Raw genomic sequence first — 25,261 nt, 5'->3', positions numbered from 1 at the left:
CTTTAATCATGTGGGGCATCGGGTGGGTGGTACGTACGACTTATGTAAGGGTTAGTACCGATATCACGCAAGCACCAAAGCTATCAGCACTATGCTACGTCATTTTTCATCCCGGAAACACCTGTGCATGCATCCGGCGTATGAATGCCTTGCAACCTTCGCAATGCAAATTAGCCAAAGGTTAACGTATGACATTCCCGTGACAAAAAGATGGCCCGTCGGGACGTCAATTTGCTGGAGACCATGAACGGTGATCCGTTTTCCAATTACTGCCTTGAGCGTCATACAATCTCGTCGTCGCCAGACGGCCTATGACGGCCTTGAGCGCCTGACCCTGGGTCAAAAAGCAGCGCTCGGCCTTGATACTGGCCCTGCCCATCTGGCAGACGACATCGCTGATCGTATTCCATATGATCAGCACGACGCCCAAGACACGGAATAATGGATCAGTCCCGCCCGGGTTGGTCTGATATCAAATGACGAAGCGCAGGATCACGGTTCATGATCCTTGCGGCATTTTTGTCTTTTTCCCTCTGAAACGGCCCTGCTTCTCCACAGCAGGGCCGTTTCTTTTTGACCGGCTCCGACCCTGCGCGCCATAGTGATCAGAACACCATGTCATGATGCGGAGTGGAAATGGCCAAGACAGTTCTGATCACCGGTGGGTCGCGTGGCATTGGACGTGCCACCGCCGTCTTGTTCGCAGCCAAGGGATGGAACATCGCTTTCAGTTTTGTCGGCAATCAGGAAAGCGCAGATGAAACCTGTGCAATGTGTGAACGGGTGGGGGTCACCGGCAATGTGATTGCCCGCAAATGCGACGTCCGAAACGAGGAAGAAGTCATCGCACTGTTTCAAGCCGCTCGCGACCGATTTGGTTCCATTGAAGGCGTCGTTAACAACGCTGGCATCGTGGCCCCGCAAAGTACGCTGGCAGACATGGATATTGAACGCATGAAGACCGTGTTTGATACCAATGTGCTCGGTACTTATCTGGTCGCGCGCGAAGCTGCACGGATCCTTCATTCCGGAACAGCCATCGTCAACGTCTCTTCGGTCGCGGCAAAACTTGGATCACCGGGTGAGTATATCGACTATGCCGGATCAAAAGGTGCAATTGACACCCTTACCACAGGTCTTGCCAAAGAACTCGGCCCAATGGGCATTCGGGTCAATGCCGTGCGGCCGGGCATTATTGAAACTGATATTCACGCCAGTGGTGGCCGGCCAGAACGAATTGCTGAACTTGGCCCGGCGTGCCCGCTCGGACGTGCCGGAGATCCCAAGGAAGTCGCACAAAGTATCTTTTGGCTCATCTCGAACGATACGTCCTATGTTACTGGCAGCATTGTGGATGTTTCAGGCGGGCGGTAACCCGACATTCTTTGCCCGGTTACTCTACCGGTTTCAAACCTGCGCTGTCTTTCGCCTTTGCTGGCGGAGAGGCGGAGCTTGATGGCTTTTCGGTTTTACTGGCATCGTCAAACACGGCCGCCAAGCCATCATGCAATTCAATGATATCAAGCGGCTTGGACATGATGCGCGCAACACCAAGCGCCTCAAATGAGGCCGTCACTTCGTCAGAGGCATATCCCGTCATGACGACGACAGGAATATCATTGCCCGCTTCGCGAAGTTTTTCGATCAATTTGTGACCGGTCATGCCGGGCATCGTTTGATCCGTCAGAAGCCCGTCAAAATCCGCATCCGGTGCGCTCAAGGCATCCAGGGCAGTGGCAGCATCGTTAAAGGTTTCCACGGAATAGCCGATCCGGCCCAACATCCGCGCGCAAAGCTTGAGGTTCTTTTCCTCGTCGTCGACAACGGCAAGATGCCCGCCAGAACTGGCCAACAAACCTTGTGTATCGCGTTTCTCGTCTGTGGCTTCACGGTCATGTTCCGGTAACAGGATGGAAAACCGCGTCCCCTGCCCCAGACGGCTATAGACCGAGATTTCGCCTTTATGCCCGGAAATAATCCCATGCACGGTCGACAGACCAAGTCCGGTCCCCTTGCCGGGCTCCTTGGTCGTAAAGAACGGATCGAATATTTTTTTGGCTGTTTCCGGGTCCATCCCGGCACCGTTATCAAGAACACTGATCTGGATATAGTGTCCGGTTGATAACAACGGATGGACTTCAAGACTGTCTTCGGTGACTTCGAACCTGCTGGCCTTCACACAGATTTCACCGTGATCACCAATGGCGTGATATGCGTTGGTAATCAGGTTCATCAAACATTGATCAAGTTGTGTGGCATTGCCCATGACGGTCATGGATTGCGCAGCCAGATCAACCCTGAGGGACACACTGGACGGCAGGGAACCGCGCGCAAACCTGACAGCGCCATTAATCATGGACCCGACATCAACTGGCGAACGTTCCGTTTCCGAGTTCCGGCTAAAGGCCAGAATTTGTCGAACAAGGTCACGGGCGCGATCCGCGCCCTGACGAATTTCCAGAACATCTTCACGCAGTGGCGAATCTTCGGGCAGGTCAGTATAGAGCAACTCGGCATAACCGCTGATCGGCTGCAGGATATTGTTGAAATCGTGCGCGATGCCACCCGCCAGGACCCCCATGGTTTCCATACGTTGGGAATGGCGGAGCTGCTGTTCAAGTTTTTCACGCTTGCGTTCAGATTGCAGGCGTTGAAGTTCAGCGGATGCGCGCGATGCGAAGACCTCGACAATGGACTTGGCCAATTGCGGGTCCCCAAGCGGCTTGTCAGACACTGTCACCAGAATACCGATCGGTTGACCTTCGCTATCGTAAAGAGCCGCCCCGACATAACCAACAACATCAATGTCGGTAACCCGTGTGACATCGGGCATCACACTTTTGAAATTGTCCTGGCAGACAAAAACGCCATCTTTGATGACGCGTTCCCCGGCGGATCCAGCTATTGCGAAATCAAGGCCGCTGCGCCCGGTTTCCGGTGAATAGTATGCAACGGATTTAATACGGTCACCGACGATTTCAGCAACGTGGCAATATGTCATACCAAGTGTTTCGCAAAGAACCTGAGTTAGGTTTTCAAAGAACCCTTCACCAACCTGGAAACGAATACCGCGATAAATCGATTCCAGGGTTTCCTGATGGCGCTCTCGCTCTGTTACGTCGAGGGCAAAACTTGCGATACAATCAAGCTCGCCATTCGCATCAAAGATCGGGCTTTCATACCATTCACAGATAATGCGGCTGCCGTCACTCCTGATATTCTCGAACCTGTTATTAACGCTGTCTTTGGTTTCCATGATCCGTTTGATCAACGTATGCAAGCGTACCCGGTCTTCCTCCGGGACAAGAAGTTCGAGCTTCTTGCCGACCATTTCATCCGCACTATAGCCAAACAGTTGGCAAGCCGTTTCATTGACCTCGATGATCGTTCTGTCAGGCTTCCAGTAAAAGACACCGATCTTCGCGTTATTGAAATGCGCGCGCAGACGACGCTGGTTGGCTTCAAGATCTGCCTTGGCGACCTCAAGATCGCGACGATACCGGATACGTTCCGTGATATCGCGGCAACTAACCCTGATCCCGAGATTGCCGCCCTGGCTATCGGCAATTGGTTGCCAGGAGATATCGATACCGACTTTGCGGCCATCCTTGTGGACGCCGGTGAATTCACGGTCGCTTCCCGAAAGACCCTCTAGCCCCTCGTTGATATAGTGGCGCACGCGATCACGATCCTCTGCCGCGACCAATGACAACGGGTAATCCTCAAGCGCAATGCATTCATCAACTGAATAGCCAAGAACACGTTCGACCCCCGGATTTACCCAGATCAGTTTCCCGTCAGGTGCGATCCAGCTTTCCCAGCCATACGTGTAATTGGCAACCGCCTCAAACCGTCGGCGCGAGAAACTGAGTTCGTCATTGGCTTCCATGACGTTTTTCATGCCTGCGGCAGCGGCCAGCAAGGCACCAGCCATATGGGCAAAGACGATTTCTTCGGGTCGCCAGGCTCTGGTTTTCCCAACCGATTCAAAGCATAGAATGCCCATTCGACCAGCGGCCGAAATCAGTGAAACATCCAGGATCGCCTTGACGTTCATTGGAATAAGATAAGCGTCTTTTAGCTCCGAGGTGCGCGGATCATTCACAGCATCTTCTGCATCCACCACTTGGCCGGTCTCAAGTGCCGCGAAATATCGCGGCAAAACCGAGCGCCGAAGTACCATACCTTCATGCGTGGCCGATGGATTGTTGGCATCAAACAACCCAACACATTCCACATCACCATCATCTCTCTGGAGCCAGAGACTTGCACGCTGACAATCCATCAGATTGGCAAAGCGTTTCAAGGTTGGTCGGAATGAGGCGTTCTCAATTCGATCAAGCGACGTGAAATGATTGGCAACTTCTGATGCGCTCTCGCGGATTTGCTCCAGAAACCTTTTGCCAGACATCAATTCGTTTTGCGAACGCAGTTGATCCATACTGGTTTGCAAAAGCGCCTGACGCATCCAGACCACACCAACCACAATAGACGCGGTCATCCAGATGTAACCAAACAGCGCTGAGCCCCAGACCGGCAACGTATGCGGAACAGAGCCGCTATCCGTAATCAGCCCGCCATCCAGCTCGAAAATCCGCATCGCACCGACACCGACGATCGCCAGAAAGCAGAACACCGCGTATCGAATGGTTACCGCAAGCGAACAGAACAGGGCCACGATCACCGTTGCGACAATCATCATCGCCATGCCGCTGGCAGGTGAAAACTTTACGATGTAAAGCAACGACATGCTTGTCATCGCGGCGACAATCACAAAGGACTTGGTTCGCGTCGACAAACGTTTGCGCATCAAAAGGCAGATGATGACAGCAAGGAAAACCAGAAGGTGAACTGCCTCAACCACGATGGACCGCAGGCTGGCCTCACGCAGAACCGAGGAAACCAGCGCGGGCAACCCACCAATAGTCATCACAAACAGCATAAAGTCCGCGATGCGGTTCCTTGTGCAGCTCAGAATGGTATTTAATCTTTTTGGCATCGGCTATGTTGTTCCGTAATCAGACCAACTGGTCGGGCATGCTGTTATAGATGCATTCAAAGCGGCCATGATGCTCGGCAAAAAGTCCCAGAAGCATGGGATCAAACATCTCGGGTGATGTGCGCATGTCGCCTCTGGTGATGATTTCGACAGCATCCAGATGACCGTAAGGCGGTTTGTAGCGGCGCGAACTGCGCAGGGCGTCATAAACGTCTGCCAGCGAGACAATCCGTGCGACCATCGGGATGTCCGCACCTGACAGGCCCGTGCAGTAACCAGATCCTTCCCAATGTTCGTGATGGTGCCGTGCAATGATGGCAGCCTGAGCCAAAACCGGGTTATCGGATGAATTCAGCATCGCAAAACCGATTTCGGTATGGCGTTGCATCACCTTGAATTCCTCTTCGGTCAGTTTCCCTCCCTTGAGAAGCACTTCATCGGGCACCCCGACCTTCCCGATGTCATGCAGAATACCGGCAACCCGAATGATGCGTTGAACGTTCTGGTCCAGCCCTGCCATCTCGGCCAGCAATTGGGAATAGAGCCCGACACGCACACAATGCTCGGCGGTTTCAATATCCCGGTATTGGGAGATCAGGCTGAGCCGGTCGATCATTTCCTGTTCGGCACCGCCCAGCTTGCGACTCATGTCATCAAGGTTTTTTGACTGACTGATATTCTCAAGTTCAAGTTTGCGAACCCGTTCAGCTTCCTGATCGCGTTCCAGTAGTCGCGCCTGCGCATCAAGGACTGCGCGTTCGAGGTCGGCACGTTCAATCGGTTTATCGAGGAATTCCCGTACGCCAAGGCGCAAAGCGGTAACCGCGTCAGACTTGTCACCGTCCCCGGTCAATAGAATGAACTCAAAATCGCGCTTGTATTCATTGATCGCCCGTTTGACGAATTCAAGTCCGCTGCAATTGGGCATGCGAAGATCTGAGACGACCAGTCGAAGAGACGCATCGCTACGCACTTGCGCAAGCGCCTCAAGGCCGTCCGATGCAACGACCACATCAAACCCCGCACGCTCGAGAATGCGCGAAAGCAATTTGCGGATTGGTGGCTCGTCATCGACAACGAGAATGCGGTGTTCGAGTTCGCTCAATCACTCAGCTCCCTTTCTGAGGCACATCCCTACAACCGAATAGAATAAACCTATCCGTAAGTATTGCTTATTGCAATATACGCAAAAGGTGAAGAAGCGGTTCTCAGATTTAACAACAGCAGTTTCCCTTGGTAGTTCACGGGAAAAGCACAAAACCAATGATTGAAAAACGCGGGAGATTTTCTGGTGGGACCTTAATTTTTCCCACCAACATCCATTTTCGTCGCGAATCGACGGTCTGCGGCGCTCGAAAGATAACTTGAAGCCGAAATAAAAAACGGCTGCCCGTCGAATGCGACAGGCAGCCGTCAAAAGCTCGTTTTCAAAGAGGTCAGATTAGCCAACGACCAGCGTTGTCCAGTTTTCCACCTTGAAACGGTTGACCAGAGACAAGCCAACTTCACGGTAGGCAGACAATACGAACTGTTCCTGATGTGCCAAAAGCCCTGAAAGGATCACAACACCATCTTCCGAGAGCGTATTGGTCAGGTCATGCGCCATGCCGCGCAACGGGCGGGCAAGAATGTTTGCACAAACGATGTCGTAATAACCGGCATCGCGGATACGGGAATCCTGAAAACCGTTCGAATGAATGGCGGTGACAAGATCGGCAACCTTGTTGGTTTTGGCATTTTCACGCGCCACGCGAACGGATGCCGCATCAATATCAGCCATCATCACCGGACACCGCCAGGTTTTGGCACAGGCCATGCCCAAAATGCCGGACCCACAGCCCATATCAAGCGCATTCTGACGCGGTCCGCGTTTGGCCAGCCAATCGATTGCAGCAAGACAGCCTTTGGTGGTCTGATGCTCACCAGAACCGAACGCCAGACCGGCATCGACCTGCAAAGCGGTTTTTGATACCGGGAGTTCCTCTTCCCAGTGCGAGCCATGAACAAAGAACCGCCCAACCGAGATCGGCTTGAAGCTGCGCAGGTTTTCACCAACCCAGTCTTTTGGCTCATAGGTGCCAAATGTCACGGTTGGTGTCTCGATCCCGACAGCGGATGCCATGATCGAAACCGCCGTTTCGACAGCGCCCTTGTCAAACATCTCGCTAGCGAACCCCTCAACCCGCCAAGGTGCTGCCGGATCACCATCACGTTCGAAATGCGAAAGCGCATCGCAATAATCAAACAGCGCATCGGCAAAGACTTGCGCATAGGCGCTATCAACTTCGAACTGAAAGTTGTAGCAAAGAACGGGTTCAGTCATATCGCTTCTCGCTTGTGTGGGCGGCGAATGTGCCCTGCCCGGTTAAATCGGTCATCCGAAAATGTTGCCCGGGGCTTACCCCGGCAGGATAAAGCTGTCGACCACTTTCTTCATGCCGACACTTTCAAACTGGATCTCCAGCTTATTGCCATCGACAGCCCGCACGGTGCCCGAGCCGAACTTACGATGGCGCACCGTATCACCCACCTTGTATTTCGACGATTTCGAATTGGTGGAATAGCTGGCTTCACCATCCGGCTTCACATCAATCACGTTCTTGCGTACGCGATCCTGCCAACCACTGGATGCGAATTTGCGCTCCCCGGCACCGGATACCGGATTGCGCGACGGGGTATTGTCGCTGGCCCAACTTGGCATCTTCATCCAGTCATCAGCACCCCAGGCACCGGGCGAATGATTGCCACCATGCCCGCCAAGGCCGGTGTCACTGCTGCGTTCGATATGCTCATCAGGCAATTCATCGACAAAGCGCGATGGCAGGGCCGATTGCCACTGGTTATAGATGCGCCGATTGGCTGCATAACAAATGGTCGCACGTTTACGCGCCCTGGTAATCCCGACATAAGCCAGACGACGTTCTTCCTCGAGGCCCTTGACCCCGCTTTCATCCATTGCGCGTTGATGGGGAAAGACGCCCTCTTCCCAACCGGGCAGGAAAACGTAATCGAACTCAAGTCCCTTGGCGGCGTGCAGGGTCATGATGGTGACTTTTTCCTCATGATCGTTCTGCGCGTTTTCCATCACCAGTGAAACATGTTCCAGGAAGCTGGTCAGGTTCTCGAACTCGCCAATTGCAGACACCAGTTCTTTCAGGTTTTCCAGACGGCCGGGCGCATCAATTTCCTTTGATGTCCGCCACATGTCGCTATAGCCGCTTTCATCCAGAACGGTTTCAACGACTTCGACATGGCTGCTGTTGCCAAGCATCTCGCGCCAGCGTTTGAAATCAGCCAAAAGCCCACCGATGCTTTGGCGCATCTTGGGCTTGAGTTCCTCGGTATCAATCAGATCACGCGCCGCATCCGGAAGCGAGATCGCCTGATCACGCGAATATTGATGCAGGGTTTGAAGCGTTGCCTTGCCCACCCCGCGCTTGGGCACATTGACGATGCGCTCAAACGCCAAACTGTCATTGGGCTGCGCAACAAGTCGGATATAAGCCAGCGCATCACGGATTTCCTGACGCTCGTAGAAGCGTGGGCCGCCAACAACCCGATAAGGGATACCAAGCGTGATCAGCCGTTCTTCAAACTCACGGGTCTGGAAACCGGCCCGCACAAGAATGGCGATCTGCGATGCACCTACACCCTTGCTTTGCAGGGCTTCGATATCTTCACCGATCAGGCGCGCCTCTGCTTCACCGTCCCAAACACCTTTGACAAAGACCTTTTCGCCACTATCGATTTCCGTCCAAAGCTGCTTGCCCAAACGTCCGTCGTTAAACGTGATCAGTTTGGATGCCGCGGCCAGAATATGCGGCGTGGAGCGATAATTCTGCTCAAGACGAACGACTTTCGCGCCCGGGAAATCAGACTCAAAGCGCAAGATGTTGCCAACTTCGGCCCCGCGCCAGCTATAGATCGCCTGATCATCATCACCAACACAGCAGATATTTCGATGAACCATCGCCATTGCGCGCAGCCATAGATACTGGGCCACGTTGGTGTCCTGATACTCGTCGACCAGAATGTAGCGGAAGGTATTCTGATACTGCTTCAGAACTTCCGGATGCTGCTGGAACAGGGTCAAGCAATGCAGCAAAAGATCCCCAAAGTCGCACGCATTCAGGACCTTGAGGCGTTCCTGATAAATCTTATACAGGTGCTTGGCTCCGCCATTGGCGAACTCGACACTTTCATTGACCCGTTCAGGCGTCAGGCCCTTGTCCTTCCAGCGCTGAATGATGCCCATCAGTTGCTTGGCTGGCCATTTTTTCGGATCAATCTGTTCGGCATCCATGATCTGCTTAAGCAGCCGGACCTGATCATCGCTATCAAGGATGGTGAAGTTTGATTGCAGCCCGATCAGTTCCGCATGGCGGCGCAACAGGCGCGCCGAAAGCGAATGGAAGGTTCCCAACCACCAGCCTTCAACAGGACGCCCAAGCGCCTGAGCGACACGTTCCTGCATTTCCTTTGCCGCACGGTTGGTAAAGGTCACCGCAAGGATCTGCTGGGGATGCAGGCGTTCGCTCTGCGCCTTGGTTTCCAGAAGATACGCCAGACGCGTGGTCAAAACGCGCGTTTTTCCGGTGCCTGCCCCCGCCAGAACCAGCAAAGGTCCATCAAGCGTTTCTACAGCATCGCGCTGCTCGGCATTCAGATTGTCGAGATATGCCGGGGTCGGTGTATCGGCCAGACGCATTTCAGGGCTGGCTGCGAATTCATCAATTTCGAAGGGATCATCCATCATGACCGCATATATATCACGCTGTGCGAAGGGGGCCAGTGTCGTTCCATATTGACCCGTTGATTTTTACATTCTGCACCACATTGCGGGCATCAACCAAGCCTTTCGCACCAAGGTTCTCACCAACCAGCCTAGAAACCCAAAAAGGCTTCGAGTTCAGTCACGACACGCGGAGAAGTGTTGCCATCCCATAACGGAATTTTGGCAGGAACACGGGTGCGATTGCCAGAAGCGTGAAGCGCAGACGTGACGGCCTCGGTTAGCTGATCAACCGCGACAAGCCGATTGGTTCCCTGCGTAATGGTGATTGGGCGTTCGGTTGATTTTCGCAGCGTCAGGCATGGAACACCAAGAAGGCTGGTTTCTTCCTGTACCCCGCCAGAGTCTGTGACAACCACACCAGCATCACGCATCAAACTGGTAAACCCGACATAGCCCATCGGCGGCAACAACCGAATGCCTGCTGCGGTCAACTCGTCACTCAAACCCAATGCATTGAGACGCTGTTCGGTGCGCGGATGAAGGACGAAACAGACCTCTTCGTTCCTCGCAAGTTCAACCAGCGCCGCGCATATCTGCCTCAACCGAGCGGAATCATCGACATTGCTTTGGCGGTGTAAAGTGGCAAACACATAACGCCGCTTTTTCAGCCCGGTTTTGCCGACTATATCGGCCTTTTCGATTTGCGCGTCCATCATCGATAATGTATCGGCCATGATATTGCCAACCAGCTTGATGCGGTTTGGCGCGATCCCCTCGGCCCGTAAATTGTCATCCGCATCCATCGACGGGGTCAGCAACAGATCCGCCCTGTGATCAATGGCGATACGGTTTTGCTCCTCTGGCATGGCGGGATCAAAACATCTCAGCCCTGCTTCAAGATGCACGATGGGAATTCGCATTTCAGCTGCAACCATCGCTGCAGCCAGCGATGAATTCACATCCCCTACCACCAAAACCAAGTCAGGCCTGTGATCATGGCAAAGTGCCTCGTAGGCCTGCATCATCTTTGCCATCGGATCACGGGTTTCGCACGATTTCCAACCCAGAACATGATCGGGCGTCGGAAGTCCAAGATCACGCCAGATGTCACTGGTCATAACTGCATCGGCGTGCTGACCGGTGTGAACAAATACCGGCCGGATTATCTGGTGCCCACGCAACGCATGCCATAGCGGTGCGATTTTCATGAAGTTGGGACGCGCGCCCCCAATCAGATGAAGGTGCATTAAAGGCCTCCGAACCCGGCATCATTCATGCTGTCTGTATCATAGGCATATTGCCCGTCACCTTGCACTTATCCGATCGTCCGTTAGGGCTGGCAGGTTATAACCTGTTGGATAATGGGTAAATTATGCCGCTCAAGACAGATAAAATCCCCACAACAGTGATTTTCGGCTGAATGCGAGGCTGATGAGATCAGCAAACATTTGGAAAAGTGCCAATGGTCTTGAAGTTGCATGAATTTTTCCGGTTCGCGTCACGCCTTGCAAAAGCTTCGCCTTTTGTTTGGCGTGGTGCTGTGTATATCCATGAAGAAGGATATTTTTCATGAACAGTCTTCTTGGATTGGGGTTTGGGCTTCCGATATCGTCGCCCAAAACTTCAGTATCTAAGGATGGTGGACCCGAAGGTATCGACAAATACAGCGCATTTAGCGCAACACCACAAAGCAGCAAATCTGCACAACCGACCTTTTATGGCACCAAGTTCAGCGATTTGTCTGACTCGGTGCAGGCGGTCATGCTGGAAATGCAAACAACCGGAAGCGGGTCGACATCCTTTGCCGACGCAATGGCGAATGTTGCTGACCAAAGCAAGGATGCCACTTCCGGTGAAAAGGTCTCCAATGGAGTCTTCTCGTCAAATTCTGATCCGGCCAATGACGATCCTGCAACTGCTGAGCAGGATGCCGAGGAAGAATTCAAATCCGCCCTTCGTGACAGTTTGAGTCCGCCAACAAAGGACGAGAAACGTGACGAAAAGGCCGAGATCGAGAAACGCAACGAACGGCTGGAAATTGATGATGCAGCTCAACAGGCTGCAGCTGACCTTCCGGAAAACGTTGCCGGCCTTGATAGTCGGGTTGCAGCCCAAGTCATGTCTGGTCAACCAGCACGACAGCAACCTGCACTGGCCGCCTGATTTGGCAGGCCTTGACACCTTGAACGGAGCAGCGCGGTATAGCGCTGCTCTTTTTCGTCGCGGATCGCCCACTAGAACAGTTTGGGCGGCGCATCACCGCGCTCTTCGCTTTGCAGTTCAAGCAACGCGTTGTTGTAGGCCATCATCGCGTCCTTTTCATGCACGAAGCCGATGATATGGCGTTCTTCGGCACTGTTAAGAACGGGCAAATGTTCCTCGCCTGTTTGCTCCATCAGTTTGATGGCTTTTTCGATACTGTCTGTACGATACAACACCGGCGGTTTTGAACGTGCGACCTCACCGGCCGTGACTTCGTCACCAAGATTGGGGTCAAATGCGGCGTGGCGCAAATCCGTCAGCGTGATCGTGCCATGCAACTTGCCCTGATCGTCAATCACGAACAGTTCGGAATATGGCGCGTTGATCAGTTTTTCGCGCACGGTGGTCAGCCCTTCTGTCAGCGGGACTGTTTCATATTCGCGCTTCATGATCTCGGCGACCTTGATCGTGCGCAGCAAATTGACTTCCCGACCCCAACGGGTCGACAAACCGCGGCATTTCAACTGCCACTGGAAAAATGACCCACCCTGGAACTGATCCATCACAACGGACGCCAGAACAGACGCCACCATCACGGCCACCGTAAGGGCGTAGTCACCGGTCAGCTCAAAAATGATCAGCGTCGTTGAGATCGGCGCGCCAAGCACAGCTGCCGCCACCGCCCCCATTCCCACAAGGGTGTAAGCCGAATACCCTGATGACAGTTCGGGAAAAGCACTGGTCGCGATAATTCCGAAAGCGCCGCCCAACATAGCACCAAGGAAAAGGGCCGGACTGAACATGCCACCTGCAAATCCGAGCCCCATACAGACAGACACCACAAAACCCTTGGCAATCAGCAAACCAAACAGGAAAGTCAGGTTATAGCTTTCATTGAGCGCGTCGTTCATCGCCCCGTAACCAACGCCAACAATTTGCGGAAAGATCAAAGCAACCAGACCGACAACCAGACCAGCCACAGCTGGCCGCAGCCAAAGCGGTGCATTGGTTCGATTTGCGGTCTTCTGCACGACCGGAATGGCACGCACGACCAGAACGGCGGCAATACCGGCAATAATCCCCAACAAAGCAAAGGCCGGAAATTCCCAGAATGATTGAATCTCATGACCGGGAATAAGAAAAGCGACCTCATCTCCGAAATAGATGCGCGTAATGACTGTGCCGGTCACGGATGCCAGCACAATCGGTGCGAACGCCGTCAAGGCATAGTGGCCAAGTGCCACTTCGTGCGCAAACAATGCACCGGCCAGCGGCGCGTTAAACGATGCGGCCACCGCTGATGCCACGCCACAGCCCAACAGCGTTCGCGACGCCGAACGCCGCAAATGAAGTATCCGTGCAAGCCACGCCCCGAACGACGCCCCCATATGAACGACCGGCCCTTCACGACCGAGCGACGCACCACTGCCCAGCGATAGCGCGCTGGCAATTGCACTTTTGATCCCGCAACGGGTCGACATGCGCGCATCATGGAATGATGCCGCGTCAATCACATCGGCAACTCCATGGGGGCGCTTGTCTGGCAGAAATTTATAGATGAAAACACCGACGATCAGACCACCGACTGTCGGTGCAAGGATAAGTTGCCAGACGGGGATTTCGCTTAGATGACGATGAAGGTCTTCTTCGGCAGTTCCGAAAAACAGCGACTGTATGAACAACAACCCATCACGAAACAGGATCGTCCCGCCCCCGGCCAATGCCCCGACCAGCAAAGCCAAAATCGACAGAACCAGCTGTTCGCTTTTGACGATGCGGCGCAGACGGTTCAGAAAAATGTTCGATTTCAGAAGCTTTTCAGCCATTTCAACTATACCAGGGTTGGCGATGCGAGATTTGGAGTGATCATAGGATCAGCTTTTCCTGCGAATAAAGGGTAAAGACAAGTACCACCACGGTTATTTTCGCATTGCTGACGCCCATTGATTGATCGGGGTGGATATGCAAAAACAAGTGACTTGGATTCAGCGCCCCACAATGTCGCGATCCCGTTTAAGAAAACCGTCATTGCCAAAAACGCACGAAATGCACCATTCTGCGCATATCGCGTAAGAGCAATGCCGCCACCAACCGTTCTCAACGGAACCAAAAATAATGAATGACCCTCGACCAACGGGTACGCAGGCAGCTCGCCCGTTGCCCGGACTTGTTGAATTCATCTGTCTGATGGCGATCACAATCGGCCTTGTTGCCCTGTCGATTGATAACCTTTTGCCGGCCTTTGGCCCGATTGCAGAAGATTTCGGCATCGAGGACGGCAATCGCATGCAGATGCTGATTTATGTCTTCATGATCGCATTTGGCCTGATGCAGATTGTTTATGGCCCACTTGCCGACAGCTTTGGCCGCCGCCCCACGCTTATTGCTGGCCTTGGCATCTATTGCGTCGGCACGGTGATGGCGATCTTTGCCAATAGCTATGAACATCTTCTTATTGCGCGTTTTGTTCAGGGGCTTGGTGCTGCTGCACCAAGGGTACTGACCATGGCAATCACACGCGACTGCTTTGCAGGACGTGAAATGGCGCGCGTCATGTCGTTTGTCATGATGGTCTTCATCATTTTGCCGGTGTTTGCACCGGCATCGGGCAGCCTTATCCTTGCGCTTGCCGACTGGCACATGATCTTTGTCAGCACGCTCGTCCTCGCGATTGCGATTGTGTGCTGGTATCTGCTGCGCATGCCCGAAACACTGCACCCGGAATATCGACACAGACTTTCTTTGCGACGGATCGGTCGCGACATCAAAACCACTGTCACCAATCGTCAGACATTTGGTTATGCCTCGGCAATGGGCATGATGTTCGCCTGCCTGATGGCCTATATCGGATCTGCCCAACAAGTCTTTGAAACCGAAGTATACGGCCTTGGTGTCTGGTTCCCGCTGGTCTTTGGAATGATTGCCGCCTGCATGAGTTTCTCGTCATTCGTCAATGCGCGCCTGGTGCGCAAGATCGGGATGCACAAGATATCGCATATCGCCCTGTTCATCATGACCGCCAGCAGCCTGATCAATGTTCTGATTGCAATCTGGTTTGATGGGCAACCGCCATTGCTGTTGTTTGGCATCGGACTGACCACGATCCTGTTTTGCTTCTCGTTGACCATGCCAAACTTCAATTCACTGGCCATGGAACCGGTCGGTGCGATTGCCGGCACCGCGTCATCGATGATTGGTGTTTATAGTACACTGATTGGCGTGATTGCTGGCGGCATCATCGGCCAGCAGTTCAATGGTACTGTGATCCCGCTTTTGGCTGGTTACTTTGTGTTAGGGCTGATTGCCATCGTGATCGTTGGCATTACCGAGCGCGGCAAGTTTTGTCACGCCACGCACTAGAGCCGTTCAGCACATGCCCGTAAAAAAAAGCCCCGCAGAGTGCAGTCTGCGGGGCTTTTCATCGCGACCGGACAGGCGGTTATTTCGCCTGGCGCGGATCGTAATTCAAATTCGGGGCAAGCCAACGTTCCGCCTCGGCCAAGGTCATGCCTTTGCGCTCGGCATAGCTTTCAACCTGATCGCGTTCAATTTTGCCAAGGCCGAAATACTTGGCATCCGGGTTGGCAAAGTAAAACCCGCTCACCGAGGATGTTGGCGTCATGGCATAGCTTTCAGTCAGTGACACACCAACATTCTTCTCTGCATCCAAAAGATCCCAGAGAATGCCTTTCTCGGTATGTTCCGGGCAGGCCGGATAGCCCGGTGCCGGACGGATACCGCGATACTTTTCGGCAATCAGATCATCATTGCCAAGCGCCTCGTCCGGCGCATAGCCCCAAAGCTCTTTACGAACTTTTTCGTGCATATGCTCGGCAAAGGCCTCGGCGAAGCGGTCGCCAAGAGCCTTGACCAGAATGGCATTGTAATCATCATGCTCTGCTTCAAGCTTGCCAGAGATTTCTTCGACTTCTGGCCCGGCGGTAACAACAAAGGCGCCGATATAGTCGGTCTTGCCGCTGTCTTTTGGCGCGATATAGTCGGCCAAAGCGCGGTTCGGACGCTTGTTGTTCTCGCGATACATCTGCTGGCGCAGGGTATGGAGCATCACCGGCTCATTCTTCTCTGGCGCCGGAGTCACTTCGATATCATCACCTACCGAGTTGGCCGGCCACAGACCGACAACTGCTTTGGGCTTGAACCATTTTTCGGCAACGATTTTTTTAAGCATTTCCTGCGCGTCCGCATAAAGGCTACGCGCCGTTTCGCCGACCTTTTCATCCTTCAGGATGTCAGGGAAACGCCCATGAAGTTCCCAAGTCTCGAAGAACGGTTTCCAGTCAAAGCGTGAAACCAGTTCTTCAAGATCAAACTCTTCAAACAGGGTGATGCCGGGTTTGAGCGGAACCGGTGCTTCAAAGTTCTCCCAGTCAAGCTGAACCTTGTTGGCACGCGCATCGACGATCGAGAAACGCTTTTTCTGCAGTTGCTGTGCTGCATGCTTTTCAGCCATCGCAACATATTCGTTGCGAATTTCCTCGGCAAAACGTTCGCCGTTGGTTTTTGAAAGCAGATTGCTGGCCACACCCACTGCGCGCGACGCATCAATCACATAAACCACCGAAGACTTCAGATAGTTCGGCGCGATTTTAACCGCAGTATGCACTTTCGACGTTGTCGCGCCGCCAATCAGAAGCGGGATATCAAGCTCCTGGCGTTCCATTTCGGCTGCGACATAGGTCATCTCTTCAAGCGACGGCGTAATCAGTCCCGACAAACCGATCATGTCGACATTTTCCGCCTTGGCGGTTTCGATGATTTTCTGGGTCGGCACCATCACCCCAAGGTCAATGACCTCGAAGTTGTTACATTGCAGAACGACACCCACAATGTTCTTGCCAATGTCATGAACATCGCCCTTGACCGTCGCCAGCAAGATCTTGCCATTGGTTTCGTGCTTGCCGTCTTTTTCCTCTTCGATGAAGGGAATCAGATAGGCGACCGCCTTTTTCATCACACGGGCGGATTTTACCACCTGCGGCAGGAACATCTTACCGGCGCCAAACAGGTCACCAACAATGTTCATGCCATCCATCAACGGACCTTCAATCACATGAAGCGGCTTGTCGGCCTGCTGACGGGCTTCTTCGGTGTCTTCCTCGACATATTCGGCAATACCATTGATCAGCGCATGGGCCAGACGTTCATTGACCGGCTTTTTACGCCATTCAAGGTCGGCCTTTTTCTCTGGCCCGCCTGTGCCTTTGTATTTCTCGGCAACTTCAAGCAAACGATCGGTCGCATCCGAACGACGGTTCAGAATGACGTCTTCAACGCGCTCACGCAGTTCTTCGGGAATTTCTTCGTAAACAACCAGCTGACCGGCATTGACGATCCCCATATCCAGTCCCGCCTGAATGGCGTGATAGAGGAACACCGAATGCATCGCCTCGCGGACCGGGTTGTTGCCCCGGAACGAGAAGGAAACGTTGGAAACACCGCCTGAAATCTTGGCGTATGGCAGGTTTTTTTTGATCAGCTTGCAGGCTTCGATGAAGTCGACAGCATAGTTGTCGTGTTCTTCGATGCCGGTTGCGACGGCGAAGATGTTTGGATCGAAAATGATGTCCTCAGGCGGGAAACCGACCTTTTCGACCAGCACGTCATAGCTTCGCTTGCAAATCTCGAACTTGCGATCAACCGTATCAGCCTGGCCTTTCTCGTCAAAGGCCATGACGACAACCGCCGCACCATAGCGACGCAGCATCTTGGCCTGTGCGATGAAGGGTTCTTCGCCTTCCTTCAGACTGATCGAGTTGACGATCCCCTTGCCCTGCAGGCATTTCAGACCAGCCTCAATCACGTTCCATTTGGAACTGTCGACCATGATCGGCACACGCGCGATGTCAGGCTCAGCTGCAACCAGGTTGATGAACTTGACCATCGCTGTTTCGGCATCAAGCATCGCATCATCCATGTTGATGTCGATGATCTGCGCGCCATTTTCGACCTGCTGACGGGCAATCTCAACCGCTGCGTCGTAATCTTCCTCGACGATCAGCTTCTTGAATTTCAGCGATCCGGCGACGTTGGTCCGTTCGCCAATATTGATAAATCTGGAAATGTCGGTCATGGGTCTTTTCGATCTCTTTTCAGCAATCAATATCGGGATTATGCGGCATCAAACGGCTCAAGGCCGGAAAGACGCATGCGCGGCTCAAATTTCGGCACGGTGCGCGGTTTGGCATCGGCAACGGCCTCGGTAATCGCCTTGATGTGTGGTGGCGTTGTCCCGCAGCATCCACCCAACAGGTTCACCATACCGGTCTCCGCCCATTCCTTGACCAGCTCGGCCATTTCGGAATCCGACTGATCATATTCACCAAACTCGTTCGGCAGACCGGCGTTCGGATAGACCGAGACACGGCATTCGGCAATACGCGAGAGTTCCTGAACATAGGGGCGCAGCTGTTCGGCACCCAATGCGCAGTTCAGGCCAATTGAAAATGGCTTGGTATGACGCACAGAGTTATAAAACGCCTCGGTCGTCTGCCCCGAAAGGGTGCGACCCGATGCATCGGTAATCGTGCCTGAAATCATCACGGGAACATCTTCACCACGTTCTTCGACAACTTCATCAATGGCAAACAACGCTGCCTTGGCGTTTAGCGTATCAAAGATCGTCTCAACCAGCAGCGTGTCCGCCCCGCCATCAAGCAGGCCCTTGGCCGCTTCCTTGTAGGCCTCTTTGAGCTGGTCAAAGGTGATGGCACGGAACCCCGGGTTATTCACATCCGGCGAAATCGAAGCCGTCCGGTTGGTCGGACCAATTGCACCATTCACAAACCGCACATCCCCGGGATGGGATGCTTCCCACTCATCACAGGCCGCACGCGCGATTTTGGCACTTTCATAGTTAATCTCATACGCCAGATCTTCCATGCCGTAATCAGCCTGGGCAATCGTCGTCGCGCTGAACGTGTTCGTCCCGTTCAGGTCCGCACCGGCCGCGATGTACTGCAAATGGATATCCTTGATGATGTCCGGCTGGGTCAGGGACAAAAGATCGTTATTGCCTTTTACATCCTGTTTCCAGTCAGCAAAACGCTCTCCGCGGTAATCTTCTTCGGACAGCGAGTGTTTCTGGATCATCGTGCCCATCGCGCCATCAAGGATCAGTATCTTTTCCTCGGCCCGTTTGCGCAGCAGGGCAATGCGTTCCTTGCGGTCATTCATCATTTTTATCCAGTTAATTCTTCATGCGTCATGGTCAAAAGCAAAAGGGACGATCAGGCGGCTGCCTGTTCAGGCCCGCGAATGCCCAGCGCATGACAGATGGCATATGTAAGTTCGGCACGGTTAAGCGTATAAAAATGGAAGTCGGTAACGCCTTCGCTGATCAGACCTTCCACCTGCGAAATCGCTTCGTGGAAAGCAACCATTCGGCGCGTATCAGGATCCTCGTCCAAACCTTCGAAACGCCAATGCAAACGCTGCGGTACAGAAGCACCACACATGTCCGCAAATTTCAAGAGTGAGCCAAAGTTGGTTACTGGCAAAATCCCCGGAACGATCGGGGCATCAATGCCCGCAGCCACACATTTATCACGGAACCGAAGATATGTTTCGTTGTCAAAGAAGAACTGGGTAATCGCCCGGTTTGCACCTGCGTCGATTTTGCGTTTGAGATACTCGATCTCGAAATCCGCACTCGGTGCATCCGGATGCGTTTCAGGATAAGCCGACACCGAAATATCAAAATCAGCGATTTCCTTAAGGCCCGCAACCAAATCCACTGCATAGGCGTAGCCACCCGGCGTCGGTTCGTATGTATCACCAGCATCCGGCAGATCACCGCGAAGGGCGACAATTGATCGAATACCCTCGTTCCAATAGCTGCGGGCGATCTGGTCAATTTCTTCCTTGGTATGGCCGACACATGTCAGATGGGCGGCGGCAGGAATACCGGTTTCGCCCTGAATTCGGGTCACACTGCCATGAGTACGACCACGCGTTGTGCCGCCAGCACCATACGTTACGGACACAAAAGACGGGTTGAGCGGCGCGAGCCGACGGATTGACCGCCACATGGTTTCTTCCATCTTCTCGGTTTTCGGCGGGAAGAATTCGAAAGAAACCTTAAGGTTTTTGCGTACTGCCTTAATTTCCTGAACCGTCATCATATCAATATTTCAATCCTGTCTTCGATGTCCCTTGGGTTGGATCCTCGGGTCTTTTTATCGTGGTAATTTCGTAAACCGGCGCGTGCTACTCTGCGGCCTTCTCTGATCTCTTTTCACCTGCATCCGCAACGTCCCCCGGGGCCGGATGCGCAGCCCATATCCGAACCGTCAGCGGCTTGCCCGGCAAGCTGATCACATTGTCGGGCTCAAGCTTGTTTGCGCGGAACCACGCATTAAGTGACGCATCATCAAATCCAAGACGGCGATGCGCGTGTTCCTCGCGAAGCTCTTCATGTTCGTGCTGGGCAAAATCAACGATGACAAGCTTGCCCCCCGGTGCGAGCACCCGCGCAGCTTCAGCAAGCGCCGCTTCAGGTTTTTCGGCGAAATGAAGTACTTGATGAAGAGTCACAAGGTCAAACATGCCGCCCGGATAGGGCAACTGATACATATCTGCTTGCCGAACAAGACAGTTGGACAAATCCGCACGTTGCAATCTTGCACGGGCCACGGCCAGCATCTCGCGCGACATATCAACGCCAACGCCTTCTTCGGCCTCATGCCCCAAAAGCTCAAGTATGCGCCCTGTGCCGGTACCAACATCGAGAATCCGTCCACCCGTTAGATCTCCAACCGCTTCAAGCAGTGCCTTTTCGACCACGGCTTCATCGATATGCAGTGATCTGATCTGGTCCCAGTCCTTGGCGTTTGCGCGAAAATACTCTGTGGCGATTTTCTCACGCTCGGCCTTGACCTGTTCAAGACGGGCACGGTCCAAAGACAGTGTTTCGTCATCCTTGGGCAAAAGATCCAGCACAGGCTGAACAAGGTCAGCCCCGGGGCCGGAATGCGGCGTGCGGTAAAATACCCACGTGCCCTCGCGGAAACGGACCAGCAAGCCCGCCTCACACAGCAGTTTAAGATGTCGGGATACGCGGGGCTGGCTTTGACCAATGATCTGGGTGATCTCACTGACAGTCAGTTCGCACTCGGCACAGATTGCCAACAGACGAAGCCGCGTTGCTTCGGCAGCCGCACGCAATCTTGCAAGAACCTGTTCCATGTCAATGACCTCCACGTCGATGACAAAGATATAAAGATATGTTTATATTTGTTCAAGGGATAATTTCGCGCGCAATTGTGTTGCATAAACATCACACCACAAAACTGCTTGATCCCGATCAACTTTTTGTATGCTGGTGTTTAAATTCCCCCTATGCTAACCAGATGGTTATCTGAGGCGTGCGCGTTACGTGATCGCCCTTCCCGACAGAAGGTTGATCGGTAACGTTTTTTGGTGTTTTCACTAAAAAGCGTTTTGGGTCAGGGGAAGTCTGTGTATCGAACATCGGTTGGCTAAAAATAATGAAGTTTCGAGCTTTGCTTTCACTTTGTGCCGCAGGATCGCTGTCTTTGCTGACCGCGTGCGCATCCACAGAACCTGCTCAGGACATGAGTGACTACGATCCGATTGAGCCGGTAAACCGCGTCGTTCATGGCGTAAACGGGGCTGTGGACTTTATGGTCCTGTATCCCGCTGCCATGTGGTACCGCGACATCGCCCCGGAACCGGTCAAAACGTCGGTCAGAAGCTTTGTGCGCAACATCAACGAACCGTTGAACTCGTTCAACGCGTTGCTGCAAGGTGACCCGGATCAGGCTGCTGCCTCATTCCAGCGTTTCATCATGAACTCGACCATTGGTCTTCTGGGCTTCAACGATGTTGCCACTGATTTCGGCATTCCGTATCGCCGCGAAGATTTTGGTCAGACGCTTGCGCATTATGGCATTGGCGGCGGCCCCTACATTGTGCTGCCGTTGCTTGGCCCGTCCAACCTGCGTGATACAACCGGCCTTGCCGTTGATTACTTTGCCAACCCGCTGACCTGGGGCGCTGAAAACAGCGACACGGCAGAAGCCCTTTATCTTGGCTCGATCGGTCTGAGCGCACTGCATTATCGCTATGCGACGATCAACCAGCTCAACGAACTGCAGAAATCATCTATTGATTACTATGCAGCACTTCGCAGCCTCTATCGTCAGCAGCGCAACACGCTGATCCGTAACGGTGCCCCGGCACCGGCAACGGCTGTTGAAGACGAAAGCGCATCTTTTGACTTCGACGATGCTGTCGAAGCTGCAAGCGAATAAGAGCCCGTCATGGCAAACAGCAAAATCGCCATACCAACCGCCGCGATGATCGCCATCGCAGCGGCTTGGCCTGGCCCGTCGATGGCAAACAGCTCGCATCCGGGTGTCATCGCAGAAGTCGCTGTGGAAACCAGTGCGGCCAACGTCATTCAGACGATGGCTGATCAAGCCATCAACGAACTCACCGACCAGACACTTGCTGATGATGTGCGTCGCAAGAAGTTCGTCTCCCTGATGGATCGCTACTTTGCGATGGACGTTGTGTCGCGATTCGTTCTCGGGCGCTACTGGCGGTCAATTTCCAAAGACGAGATCGAAGAGTTTTCTGTTCTTCTGCAGAACTATCTGGCCCTGAATTATGCCAACCAGTTCAAGGAATTTAACGGCGAGCAGTTTGTCGTCGGCAATGAGGTCCAGAAGAACAAGGATACCTTTGTAGAATCGCAATTTGTCCGTCCTGACGGCCCACCAATCAACATTGTCTGGCGGATGCGGGTCTTTGATGACAGCTACAAGATCATTGATGTTTCCATCGAAGGTCTGAGCATGGGCATCACCCAGCGTGACGAATTCACATCGGTGATCCAGCAGAACAATGACGATGTCAGCGCCCTGACAGAGGCACTTAAGGCAAAAACCGGCCTTTAAGAAACGCCGCAAAAAAAGAATGCAGAAGCCACCCTCCTTGAGACGGTGGCTTTTTTATTTGTCTATCACCAAAATAAAAAAGGCCACCTGACGGTGGCCTTTTCCTTAACGCGACAAACCAGCTTAACGGGTCAGCGGCTTGTATTTGATGCGGTGCGGGCGGCTTGCCTCTTCACCATAGCGGCGTTTGTAATCCGCCTCATATTCCTGATAGTTACCTTCGAACCACTCGACATGCGAGTTGCCCTCATAAGCAAGAATATGGGTCGCGATACGGTCAAGGAAGAAGCGATCGTGCGAGATAACCACAGCACAACCGGCAAATTCCAGAAGACCTTCTTCAAGCGCACGCAGCGTATCGACATCAAGATCGTTGGTCGGTTCGTCAAGCAGCAAGACATTCGCGCCGGATTTCAGCATCTTGGCCAAATGAACGCGGTTACGTTCACCGCCAGACAACTGACCGACCTTTTTCTGCTGGTCCGCGCCCTTGAAGGCAAACTGCGAAACATACGCGCGTGAGCTCATCGGGCGCTTGCCCAGAAGAATCTCGTCAAGACCATCGGAAACTTCCTGCCAAACGGTCTTGTTCGGATCAAGCGAGTCACGCGACTGATCGACATAGCCCATCTTAACGGTTTCACCGATCTTCAGATCGCCTGCATCCGGGGTTTCGCTGCCGGTCAGCATCTTGAACAGTGTCGTTTTACCTGCACCGTTCGGACCAATGACACCAACGATACCACCTGGCGGCAGACGGAAATCAAGGTTCTCGAACAGAAGCTTGTCACCATACGCCTTGGTCAGGCCTTCGGCGGTGATGACTTCATTCCCGAGACGTTCGGCAATCGGAATAACGATCTTGGTTGAATCCGGGACAGCTTTTGCCGCCTCGGCAACAAGATCATCATAGGCACGAACACGGGCCTTGGATTTCGCCTGACGGCCTTTCGGGTTCTGACGGATCCAGTCCAATTCGGTCGCCAACTGTTTCTGACGGCTGCCTTCCTGACGGGCTTCCTGTTCCAGACGCTTCTGCTTCTGTTCCAGCCACGAGGAATAGTTGCCTTCGAACGGGATGCCCTGACCTCGGTCAAGCTCAAGAATCCAGCCCGTAACGTTATCAAGGAAGTAACGATCGTGGGTAACCAGAATGACGGTACCCTGATAATCTTCAAGGTGACGCTCAAGCCACGCAACCGATTCCGCATCAAGGTGGTTGGTCGGTTCGTCAAGCAGCAGAATGTCAGGCTTTGCAAGCAGAAGACGGCAAAGTGCCACGCGGCGGCGCTCACCACCGGAAAGTTTGGAAACGTCTGAATCCTTGGGCGGGCAGCGCAGGGCGTCCATCGCGATTTCAAGGGTGCGTTCCAGATCCCAGCCATTGGCCGCATCAATGCGTTCTTGCAGCTCACCCTGCTCTGCAAGGAGTTCTGTCATCTCGTCATCGGTCATCGGCTCGGCGAATTTGCCGCTGATTTCATTAAAGCGTGCAAGATCATCAACGATCGAACCACAGCCTTCCATAACGTTACCAAGAACGTCTTTTTCCGGATTAAGCTGCGGTTCCTGTTCAAGATAACCGACATTGACGCCCTCGGCGGGCCAAGCTTCACCGGCATAATCCTTTTCGATGCCGGCCATAATTTTCAGCAGGGTTGATTTACCTGCGCCGTTGTTACCGAGAACACCGATTTTTACGCCCGGCAGAAAGGACAGCGTGATGCCCTTGAAAAGCTCGCGACCGCCCGGAAGGATCTTGGTCAGGTCCTTCATGACGTAAATATACTGGTAGGATGCCATTAAATTCCCCATCCAAAATTCGTTGGGTCTTCCCCTTGCGGGTCAGATCACTGTGGCATGTATGCATACGTGCCTAAAATACTGTGCCCGTTTGTAACCGACAGGCACTGTCTTAACAACTTCAAACAACAGAAGCCGCAAACGATCCTCCCCAACCGGCCAAGTCCGGAGACGATTCTACGTTAGAAAGCTGTCAAAAAGCCTGTCAGAGGTCGGCTACTGCGCAAAAACGTCACTTTTTAGGCACGAACAACTCGGATTTTGCACGTCTGAATTGCTGCATTGCACACCTTAAAAACCGACCGGATTCCGTCATTATTTTTAGCCGACAACCCCCGGCAACAGCCCCTAACACCCTGTTCTATACGACTAATGATTAGCTTATGGCGACTCTCGAAAGCTGATATCGACCATTACGGGCAATGAGTGTGTCTCGGTGCATTCAAAGCCACGCATTTATGTAGCCGACAAAGACAACACAAAAAGATGTCGGCAGGGAAAGTTATCATTTCTAGGAAGGAGACGCGCGATGGATGAACAAAGCGCAGCCTACTGGAAGAGAAACGTGAAGCTGGTCTCGGT

General features: G+C 53.3%; 18 protein-coding genes. 6 read left to right on the top strand and 12 right to left on the bottom strand.

Annotated elements, in window-relative coordinates; all coding sequences use genetic code 11:
* Window positions 1-250 precede the first annotated feature (250 nt).
* Complete coding sequence (locus tag B2R48_RS10300) at window positions 251-442, top strand: hypothetical protein (protein WP_062956284.1); 192 nt, start codon at window positions 251-253, stop codon at window positions 440-442.
* Between the two features lie 194 nt (window positions 443-636).
* Window positions 637-1,374, top strand: coding sequence for an SDR family oxidoreductase (locus B2R48_RS10295; RefSeq protein WP_296999876.1), 738 nt, complete (start codon window positions 637-639; stop codon window positions 1,372-1,374).
* A 19-nt stretch (window positions 1,375-1,393) separates the two neighbouring features.
* Here B2R48_RS10295 and B2R48_RS10290 read toward each other — a convergent pair whose 3' ends face one another.
* The 6 genes from B2R48_RS10290 to B2R48_RS10265 all read right to left on the bottom strand — a co-directional run bounded on the left by B2R48_RS10290 (window position 1,394) and on the right by B2R48_RS10265 (window position 11,305).
* The gene (locus B2R48_RS10290; RefSeq protein WP_296999873.1) at window positions 1,394-4,999 is read right to left on the bottom strand and encodes a PAS domain S-box protein; all 3,606 of its coding nucleotides are present in this window, start codon (window positions 4,997-4,999) and stop codon (window positions 1,394-1,396) included.
* Between the two features lie 19 nt (window positions 5,000-5,018).
* The gene (locus B2R48_RS10285) at window positions 5,019-6,104 is read right to left on the bottom strand and encodes an HD domain-containing phosphohydrolase (RefSeq protein ID WP_296999869.1); all 1,086 of its coding nucleotides are present in this window, start codon (window positions 6,102-6,104) and stop codon (window positions 5,019-5,021) included.
* A gap of 336 nt (window positions 6,105-6,440) precedes the next feature.
* On the bottom strand, window positions 6,441-7,322 hold the full coding sequence (locus tag B2R48_RS10280; RefSeq protein WP_296999866.1) for a 50S ribosomal protein L11 methyltransferase: 882 nt from the start codon (window positions 7,320-7,322) through the stop codon (window positions 6,441-6,443).
* A gap of 75 nt (window positions 7,323-7,397) precedes the next feature.
* Complete coding sequence (locus B2R48_RS10275) at window positions 7,398-9,752, bottom strand: ATP-dependent helicase (RefSeq protein ID WP_296999945.1); 2,355 nt, start codon at window positions 9,750-9,752, stop codon at window positions 7,398-7,400.
* Window positions 9,753-9,883: 131 nt separating this feature from the next.
* On the bottom strand, window positions 9,884-10,981 hold the full coding sequence (wecB, locus tag B2R48_RS10270) for a non-hydrolyzing UDP-N-acetylglucosamine 2-epimerase (protein WP_296999863.1): 1,098 nt from the start codon (window positions 10,979-10,981) through the stop codon (window positions 9,884-9,886).
* A gap of 132 nt (window positions 10,982-11,113) precedes the next feature.
* Window positions 11,114-11,305 carry a hypothetical protein gene (locus tag B2R48_RS10265; RefSeq protein ID WP_296999862.1) on the bottom strand — a complete coding sequence of 64 codons (192 nt, stop codon included), beginning with the start codon at window positions 11,303-11,305 and terminating at the stop codon, window positions 11,114-11,116.
* Here B2R48_RS10265 and B2R48_RS10260 point away from each other — a divergent pair.
* Window positions 11,304-11,897 carry a hypothetical protein gene (locus tag B2R48_RS10260; protein WP_296999859.1) on the top strand — a complete coding sequence of 198 codons (594 nt, stop codon included), beginning with the start codon at window positions 11,304-11,306 and terminating at the stop codon, window positions 11,895-11,897. The genes B2R48_RS10265 and B2R48_RS10260 overlap by 2 nt on opposite strands.
* 71 nt (window positions 11,898-11,968) lie before the next feature.
* Here the strand turns inward: B2R48_RS10260 and B2R48_RS10255 are convergent, their stop codons facing one another.
* Window positions 11,969-13,762 (bottom strand): chloride channel protein, encoded by a 1,794-nt coding sequence (locus B2R48_RS10255; RefSeq protein ID WP_296999857.1) that lies wholly within the window; start codon window positions 13,760-13,762, stop codon window positions 11,969-11,971.
* A 289-nt stretch (window positions 13,763-14,051) separates the two neighbouring features.
* Between B2R48_RS10255 and B2R48_RS10250 the strand changes: the two genes are divergently transcribed.
* Entirely contained in the window at window positions 14,052-15,296 is a 1,245-nt protein-coding gene (locus B2R48_RS10250; protein WP_296999854.1) for a multidrug effflux MFS transporter, read from the top strand.
* 79 nt (window positions 15,297-15,375) lie between these two features.
* On the opposite strand, the gene metH is transcribed toward B2R48_RS10250, so the two are convergent.
* From metH to B2R48_RS10230, 4 genes are all read right to left on the bottom strand, one after another.
* Entirely contained in the window at window positions 15,376-18,027 is a 2,652-nt protein-coding gene (gene metH / locus B2R48_RS10245; RefSeq protein ID WP_296999852.1) for a methionine synthase, read from the bottom strand.
* Window positions 18,028-18,065: 38 nt separating this feature from the next.
* Window positions 18,066-19,130, bottom strand: a complete 1,065-nt coding sequence (locus tag B2R48_RS10240) for a homocysteine S-methyltransferase family protein (protein WP_213474016.1) — start codon at window positions 19,128-19,130, stop codon at window positions 18,066-18,068.
* Between the two features lie 53 nt (window positions 19,131-19,183).
* Window positions 19,184-20,077: a methylenetetrahydrofolate reductase gene (gene metF, locus B2R48_RS10235; protein WP_062956294.1), complete on the bottom strand. Its 894-nt coding sequence runs from the start codon at window positions 20,075-20,077 to the stop codon at window positions 19,184-19,186.
* Window positions 20,078-20,162: 85 nt separating this feature from the next.
* Window positions 20,163-21,140: an ArsR/SmtB family transcription factor gene (locus tag B2R48_RS10230; RefSeq protein ID WP_296999845.1), complete on the bottom strand. Its 978-nt coding sequence runs from the start codon at window positions 21,138-21,140 to the stop codon at window positions 20,163-20,165.
* Between the two features lie 389 nt (window positions 21,141-21,529).
* Here B2R48_RS10230 and B2R48_RS10225 point away from each other — a divergent pair, with 389 nt between their 5' ends.
* Complete coding sequence (locus tag B2R48_RS10225; protein WP_232310656.1) at window positions 21,530-22,228, top strand: MlaA family lipoprotein; 699 nt, start codon at window positions 21,530-21,532, stop codon at window positions 22,226-22,228.
* A gap of 9 nt (window positions 22,229-22,237) precedes the next feature.
* A complete protein-coding gene (locus B2R48_RS10220) occupies window positions 22,238-22,876 on the top strand; it encodes an MlaC/ttg2D family ABC transporter substrate-binding protein (protein ID WP_296999840.1) in 639 nt (212 codons plus the stop codon).
* Window positions 22,877-22,999: 123 nt separating this feature from the next.
* Here the strand turns inward: B2R48_RS10220 and ettA are convergent, their stop codons facing one another.
* On the bottom strand, window positions 23,000-24,679 hold the full coding sequence (gene ettA, locus B2R48_RS10215; protein ID WP_213473839.1) for an energy-dependent translational throttle protein EttA: 1,680 nt from the start codon (window positions 24,677-24,679) through the stop codon (window positions 23,000-23,002).
* Window positions 24,680-25,261: the final 582 nt, after the last annotated feature.

The organism is Thalassospira sp. UBA848, from assembly GCF_002295455.1.
Taxonomy (GTDB): domain Bacteria; phylum Pseudomonadota; class Alphaproteobacteria; order Rhodospirillales; family Thalassospiraceae; genus Thalassospira.
Note: the sequence above shows the minus strand (reverse complement) of the source record. Positions and strands in the feature narration are given on the sequence as shown.

Coding starts and splice junctions, on each gene's coding strand:
- metH (WP_296999852.1), bottom strand. CDS start 18,027: ATGACCGACATTTCCAGATTTATCAATATTGGCGAACGGACCAACGTC.
- B2R48_RS10225 (WP_232310656.1), top strand. CDS start 21,530: ATGAGTGACTACGATCCGATTGAGCCGGTAAACCGCGTCGTTCATGGC.
- wecB (WP_296999863.1), bottom strand. CDS start 10,981: ATGCACCTTCATCTGATTGGGGGCGCGCGTCCCAACTTCATGAAAATC.
- B2R48_RS10250 (WP_296999854.1), top strand. CDS start 14,052: ATGAATGACCCTCGACCAACGGGTACGCAGGCAGCTCGCCCGTTGCCC.
- B2R48_RS10255 (WP_296999857.1), bottom strand. CDS start 13,762: ATGGCTGAAAAGCTTCTGAAATCGAACATTTTTCTGAACCGTCTGCGC.
- B2R48_RS10230 (WP_296999845.1), bottom strand. CDS start 21,140: ATGGAACAGGTTCTTGCAAGATTGCGTGCGGCTGCCGAAGCAACGCGG.
- metF (WP_062956294.1), bottom strand. CDS start 20,077: ATGATGACGGTTCAGGAAATTAAGGCAGTACGCAAAAACCTTAAGGTT.
- B2R48_RS10275 (WP_296999945.1), bottom strand. CDS start 9,752: ATGGATGATCCCTTCGAAATTGATGAATTCGCAGCCAGCCCTGAAATG.
- B2R48_RS10220 (WP_296999840.1), top strand. CDS start 22,238: ATGGCAAACAGCAAAATCGCCATACCAACCGCCGCGATGATCGCCATC.
- B2R48_RS10240 (WP_213474016.1), bottom strand. CDS start 19,130: ATGAATGACCGCAAGGAACGCATTGCCCTGCTGCGCAAACGGGCCGAG.
- B2R48_RS10265 (WP_296999862.1), bottom strand. CDS start 11,305: ATGAAAAATATCCTTCTTCATGGATATACACAGCACCACGCCAAACAA.
- ettA (WP_213473839.1), bottom strand. CDS start 24,679: ATGGCATCCTACCAGTATATTTACGTCATGAAGGACCTGACCAAGATC.
- B2R48_RS10260 (WP_296999859.1), top strand. CDS start 11,304: ATGAACAGTCTTCTTGGATTGGGGTTTGGGCTTCCGATATCGTCGCCC.
- B2R48_RS10295 (WP_296999876.1), top strand. CDS start 637: ATGGCCAAGACAGTTCTGATCACCGGTGGGTCGCGTGGCATTGGACGT.
- B2R48_RS10290 (WP_296999873.1), bottom strand. CDS start 4,999: ATGCCAAAAAGATTAAATACCATTCTGAGCTGCACAAGGAACCGCATC.
- B2R48_RS10280 (WP_296999866.1), bottom strand. CDS start 7,322: ATGACTGAACCCGTTCTTTGCTACAACTTTCAGTTCGAAGTTGATAGC.